A 6,277-nucleotide genomic window follows, 5' to 3' on the forward strand; every position below is an offset into this window, starting at 1 on the left:
TGCCATTATTATTCAATGAAATATTACCCATTTTTAACTTTATTGACAGGACTTCTTGCTTGTAATAACGATTGCCCAACTCCAATAATTGATGATTTTGAGAAAGGTGTTGGAAGTTTAGTTGAGAATTCTAATCTAGATGAGGCTTCTGGATTGGCCGCAAGCTACACCAATCCTGGAATGATGTGGTCCCATAATGATAGTGGTGATTCTAATCGTATCTTCTTGATGGATAGCTTGGGCAAAGGAACCAAAGAGTTTTATTTGGAAGGTGCCGTGAACCGTGATTGGGAAGATATGGCTATAACCAAGTTTTCGGATGGTACTTATATATATCTGGGAGATATTGGCGATAATTTGGCAGTGTATCCAAGTTGTACAATTTATCGAGTAAAAGAACCTAATGCTGCTAGTCAAGCGGTTCAAGCTAGTAATAGTATTACGTTAAAAGATGTACAAAAAATTACTTATGTATATCCAGATGGCGCTCGTGATGCCGAATGTATGTTTATCGATCACGATACCAAAGATATTTACATTCTTTCCAAAAGAGACTTAAAACAGCGATTGTATAAACTGCCATATCCACAGTCTTATACTCAAACTATCACAGCGGAGTTTGTAGAAGAGGTCTCTTTTTCGACAGCACTCAATACGATGTTTTATATTACTGCTGGAGATATTTCGCCTGATAACAAAGAAATCCTTATCAGAAATTATGGACAGATATATCATTGGCGTAGAGCCGACGGCGAATCAATAGCAAAGGCTTTACTTCGTCCTGCCAAATTGTTGGATTATACTTATTCGGCAAGTGAAGAGGCTCAAGGTGAAGGAATAGCTTTTTCAAGAACTGGAACAGATTATTATACGATTGGAGAGGCAACAGATTACAAACTTCCTGTAAAGCTTTTTAGATATGCTAGAAAAAAATAGGCAAGCTTAGCTTGCCTATTTTTTTGTTTAAAACGAAATTTTATCTCCCTGCTTAATGCCGTTTCGTTGACAAAATCCTGCGTTTACTTCCAACACATACTGAGCTGGTTTGTAGGAAGGAATTGCTTCTTCTGAGAAAGGTGGGCGATTGGGTTGTATCGTGATGACTTCCTTATTAGAATTGATAAATAGGAGGTCTAATGGAATAAAGGTGTTTTTCATCCAGAAGCTTCTTTCTTGACTATCTGGAAAAACAAACAACATCCCACAAGTATCTGGCATGCTTTTACGATACATTAATCCTTGAGTAGTTTCGGCATCATTATCGGCAATTTCGATACTAATTTTCTTCTGAATTTTCGGAAAAGTTAATTCTCCTTCTTTTTTGAAAGCAGGTTCGTTCGAAACAACCCCAGATGGAGCAGGTGCTGAAATAGAGCTTACTGTTCCAGCTTCGCTATCTTCGGAACGAAAAATAGCAATTAGCTTAGGAATCATACTACCAAACAGTAATAAGCCCACAAATAAGAGAACTACGATTTTTTTCATTTTAGGATAATGAGTTTTTGATTTGAAAACGTTAAACGCCAGTTTTATGATATAATTCTGAGCTTCGCAAAGCTTAATAATAAGGTTTTTTCACCAACTCCTCCTTCAAACTCAATGGTTGCTTTGCGGTCGTTTCCGTTTACATCCATTTTTTGACTTTTCCATAACCAAATTTTAGATGCTCCACTCGGTCGCCTTCTTGTAAATTTTTGGTATCACTAGGGGCAAAGTCAGGTGATGGCACATACGTTGCTGGTGCCGAATTGACCACAGGCTTTTTCTGAATCAAATTAGAGGTCGTTGTGGATATACCAGTTTTGTTGCTGAGAGGCAAATTGTTAGATACAACACCAGACTGACTATCGGTTCTTCTGACAAATCCCTGTGGAACACGTTGGGTTTCTTCGACAGCACGACGGATATTTCTGGCAAACTGTAAATATTTTGGATCTATTTCATCTAAAAATCTACTAGGTTCACAAGGCTTCAATCTTCCGTATTGATATCTACTTTCGGCATAAGACATTACAAGTTTTTTCTCAGCACGAGTAATAGCTACATAAAACAAACGACGTTCCTCTTCCAAATCTGCACGACTCTGAAGCATCATTTGACTAGGGAAAAGGTCTTCTTCCATACCTGCTACATACACATGATTGAACTCCAAACCTTTGGCACCGTGAATTGTCATCATAGTTACACGGTCGTTGTCGCCATCAGGGTCATCTTCGTCGGCAGTAGTTAATAAAGATACTGTTTGCAAAAAGCTGGCTAATGAATGGTCTTCAGTATCGGGGTTATCTACAAACTGTTTGATAGAGTTCAATAATTCCTGAACGTTTTCATAACGAGAAAGTCCCTCAACGGTTTTATCCTCATGAAGTTCCTTTAACAAACCCGAAGCTTTTGCCACATGACTGGCTATTTCGTAAGCATCTTTGTTAGGTACTTGAGTCATAAGAATAAATGACTTAATCAAATCAGCAAATCCTTCGATGGTCTCAGCAAAGCGCCCTGCTTGATATTGACGAATATTACTTACAATTTCCCAAACAGATTTTTGTTGTTCAGCTGCTGTGATTTCGATTCTTGCAATGGTAGTATCACCAATACCTCTTTTGGGTAAATTAATAATACGTTTGAATGCCTCTATATCTTTTTGATTTATGACAAACCTCAAATAAGATAAAAGGTCTTTGATTTCACGTCTTTGGTAAAATGATAAACCGCCAACAATACGATACTTGATATTTAATTTTCGAAGAGCTTCTTCAAAGGCCCGTGATTGGGCATTAGTACGATACAAAATGGCAAAATCTGTATTACGCAAACCCAAGGCCATTTTCGCTTCAAAAATATTAGTTGCAATCAATCGACCTTCTTCATTGTCCGAAGCCGCCTTGATGAGCTCGATAGGGGAGCCTTCTTCGTTTTCAGTAAAGACATTTTTCTTTAACTGATTTTTATTTTTAGCAATAACTGAGTTAGCTGCTTGTACAATACTATTAGTCGAGCGATAATTTTGTTCCAACTTAATGGTTACAAGATTCGGATAGTCTTTTTCTAAATTAAGAATATTGTCAATATTAGCGCCACGGAAAGCATAAATCGACTGAGCATCGTCGCCCACTACTGCAAGATTGTTGTGCATAGCAGCAAGTTTCTTGATAATGAGATATTGGGAAACGTTGGTATCCTGAAACTCATCGACCATAATGTACTGAAACTTGCGCTGATATTTGTCTAATACCACAGGATGATCTCTAAACAATACATTGGTATTGAAAAGTAAGTCATCGAAGTCCATGGCATTGGCTTGAAAGCAGCGCAAGGTATACAATTTATATAGACGTCCTATTTCGGGAAGTTTGGCAGCCGCATCGTCAGCTTGAATGATTGGATTGTTGAGGTATTCATCTGGGCCAATCAAGCGGTTTTTCGCTCCTGAGATTCTGTTGAAAACAACATTGGGTTTATACACCTTATCGTCGAGTCCTCTTTCTTTGATGATACTTTTTAATAAAGATTTAGAATCGTCAGTATCATAAATAGAAAAGTCGGAAGTATAGCCCAAGTGTTTGCCCTCAAATCGCAATATTTTGGCAAATACTGAGTGAAATGTACCCATCCAGATATTCTTGGCATCGTTTCCTACAGCCTTTTCTACCCTTACTCGCATTTCGCCTGCTGCTTTATTGGTAAAAGTCAATAGCAGAATCTGAAAAGGATCTACTCCTTTATCCAAAAGATACGCCGTTCTGTAGGTAAGAACTCTTGTTTTGCCAGAACCCGCTCCTGCAATAATCATGAGAGGACCTGTGGTATGTTGTACTGCCGCTTGTTGCGGTTCGTTAAGACCTGCTAAATAATTCATATTTCAAAAACTCAATACTATTACAAGACACAAGCCATCAATCTTTATGTGTAAAAGATTGATGGCTTGTAAGTCAAACCATTCTCCAAAATTACGAAGAAAAACTATGGTAATCAGCTTATATCAAATATCCTTTACTAAGTTTGAATAACACCTACTTTAAATTCTTTTTCAATAGGAGCATGATTAGCCGCTGCAATACCTTCAGAAATGACACGTCGTGTCTGTAGTGGGTCTATAATTTCGTCAACCCACAATCTTGCTGCCGCATAATAAGGGGTTGTTTGAGTGTTATATTTTTCGATAATTTCTTTGAGTAGCTGTTCTTCTTCTTCCTTCGAAACTTCTTTTCCCTGCGATTGCATAGATGCTATTTGCGTTTGCAACAAAGTCTTGGCTGCTTGTTCGCCACCCATTACGGCAATTTTGGCACTTGGCCAAGCATAGATAAATCGAGGATCATAAGCTTTTCCACACATCGCATAATTACCCGCTCCGTACGAATTACCTATGACAATCGTAATTTTAGGAACGACCGAATTCGCTACAGCATTCACCATTTTGGCGCCATCCTTAATAATACCCGAATGCTCCGAGCGACTTCCGACCATAAATCCCGTAACATCTTGTAAAAACACCAACGGTATTTTCTTCTGATTACAGTTCATAATAAACCTTGCAGCTTTGTCGGCGCCATCATTATATATAACGCCCCCAATCTGAACTTCACCTTTGCCACTTTTAGTAATCAAGCGCTGATTGGCTACAATGCCCACAGCCCAACCATCAATACGGGCATATCCACAAAGAATAGTTTTGCCATAATCTTTTTTAAACTCATCAAACTCCGAATTATCAACCAATCGCTCAATAATATCTACCATATTATAAGGCTTAGTTCTGAGTTCGGGTAAAATATCATAAATCTCTTCCTGATTTTTGATTGGCAAACTAGGTGTTGCTCTATTAAAACCTGCTTTGGTATCCTCGCCAAGTTTTCCTATAATTCTTTTTACCTGATCCAAGCACTCTTGTTCGGTTTTGAATTTATAATCCGCATTGCCCGAAAGTTCGGTATGCGTGACAGCACCGCCCAGTGTTTCGGCGTCAATGTTTTCGCCAATAGCCGCCTTTACCAAATAGGGACCTGCCAAAAAAATTGAACTCTGTCCTTCGACCATCAAAGTTTCGTCTGACATAATAGGAAGATAGGCTCCTCCAGCAACACAACTTCCCAGCACCGCCGATATTTGAGTAATACCCATCGCACTCATAATAGAGTTGTTGTAAAAAACTCGCCCGAAATGTTCTTTGTCTGGAAAAATCTCGTCTTGCATTGGTAGAAAAACTCCAGCACTGTCCACCAAATAAATAATAGGAAGCCTATTTTGTAAAGCTATTTCCTGCAAACGGAGATTCTTTTTTCCCGTAATAGGAAAATACGCTCCAGCTTTAACAGTTTGGTCGTTGGCAACAATCATACATTGTTTTCCCGATACATACCCAATCCCTCCAACTGTACCTCCTGCAGGACATCCGCCATATTCTTTGTACATTTCAAAACCTACAAAAGCACCCAATTCTAAAAACGTTGTATCAGGGTCGATTAGGTATGCAATGCGTTCTCGTGCTGTGAGCTTTCCACGGTCGTGTTGTTTGGCAATATTTTTGAGACCACCTCCTAGCTTTATTTTCTCTAGATGGTTTGCCATTTGCTCTACCAATTGCTGGTTAGAGGATTGATTCATAGTTGACATGAGTTTTAGATAATAAATTGTTGATGAATGTGTTTATATAGAATAGCATAACCTTAGTATTCTATATAACTTTACTAAGTTATATAAATTATGCAAATATTAATAAATTGGATTATTTGACCAAATAGGCTACATTAGCAAATACTTAAATTTTGACAATAGGGAATATTCCTAATAAATTGTCTTATCATAAACTAACTATATACATATTGATATAATGACCAGAATTCTGCTCGTCGAAGATGATGAAAGCCTAGGGTTTGTAGTAAAAGATAATCTTGAACAAGAAGGATATCAAATCGATTTACAAGTAGATGGTAAAGCAGGGCAAAGAGCTTTCCAACAAAATGAATATGATTTGTGTATTTTTGATGTAATGCTTCCAGAAATGGATGGGTTTATGCTGGCCGAAACCATTAGAAAAGCAGGAAGTGAAATTCCTATTATATTCCTAACGGCAAAATCGCTCAAAGAAGATCGTATTAAAGGTCTTAAATTAGGAGCCGATGATTATTTGACAAAACCCTTCAGTATCGAAGAACTTGTTTTGCGAATTGAAGCTATCCTAAAACGGACAGGCAAAAAAACTACAGTTTCCAATGGTGTGCTTCAAATAGGACGTTATATACACGATAGTAAAAATCTTAAATTGACTATCGAT

5 protein-coding genes (1 of these 5 cut by a window edge) are annotated in these 6,277 nt (G+C 37.9%); 2 read left to right on the forward strand and 3 right to left on the reverse strand.

Annotated features, from left to right (window positions below):
- Positions 1-15: 15 nt before the first annotated feature.
- Positions 16-936: a hypothetical protein gene (locus tag BWI92_RS00370; RefSeq protein WP_095160143.1), complete on the forward strand. Its 921-nt coding sequence runs from the start codon at positions 16-18 to the stop codon at positions 934-936.
- 27 nt (positions 937-963) lie between these two features.
- Here the strand turns inward: BWI92_RS00370 and BWI92_RS00375 are convergent, their stop codons facing one another.
- From BWI92_RS00375 to BWI92_RS00385, 3 genes are all read right to left on the reverse strand, one after another.
- Positions 964-1,485 (reverse strand): DUF192 domain-containing protein, encoded by a 522-nt coding sequence (locus BWI92_RS00375; protein WP_217903368.1) that lies wholly within the window; start codon positions 1,483-1,485, stop codon positions 964-966.
- Between the two features lie 139 nt (positions 1,486-1,624).
- Positions 1,625-3,859, reverse strand: coding sequence for an ATP-dependent helicase (locus BWI92_RS00380; RefSeq protein ID WP_409024739.1), 2,235 nt, complete (start codon positions 3,857-3,859; stop codon positions 1,625-1,627).
- 137 nt (positions 3,860-3,996) lie between these two features.
- Positions 3,997-5,607 carry an acyl-CoA carboxylase subunit beta gene (locus tag BWI92_RS00385; RefSeq protein ID WP_229362617.1) on the reverse strand — a complete coding sequence of 537 codons (1,611 nt, stop codon included), beginning with the start codon at positions 5,605-5,607 and terminating at the stop codon, positions 3,997-3,999.
- A gap of 226 nt (positions 5,608-5,833) precedes the next feature.
- On the opposite strand from BWI92_RS00385, the gene BWI92_RS00390 reads away from it, so the two are divergent.
- Positions 5,834-6,277 carry the 5' portion of a response regulator transcription factor gene (locus BWI92_RS00390; RefSeq protein WP_095160145.1) on the forward strand. 237 nt of this gene lie beyond the right edge of the window, so only the first 444 of its 681 coding nucleotides appear in the window; its start codon is at positions 5,834-5,836; the stop codon falls past the right edge of the window.

Source organism: Flectobacillus sp. BAB-3569 (assembly GCF_002270355.1).
GTDB classification, from domain to species: domain Bacteria; phylum Bacteroidota; class Bacteroidia; order Cytophagales; family Spirosomataceae; genus Flectobacillus; species Flectobacillus roseus.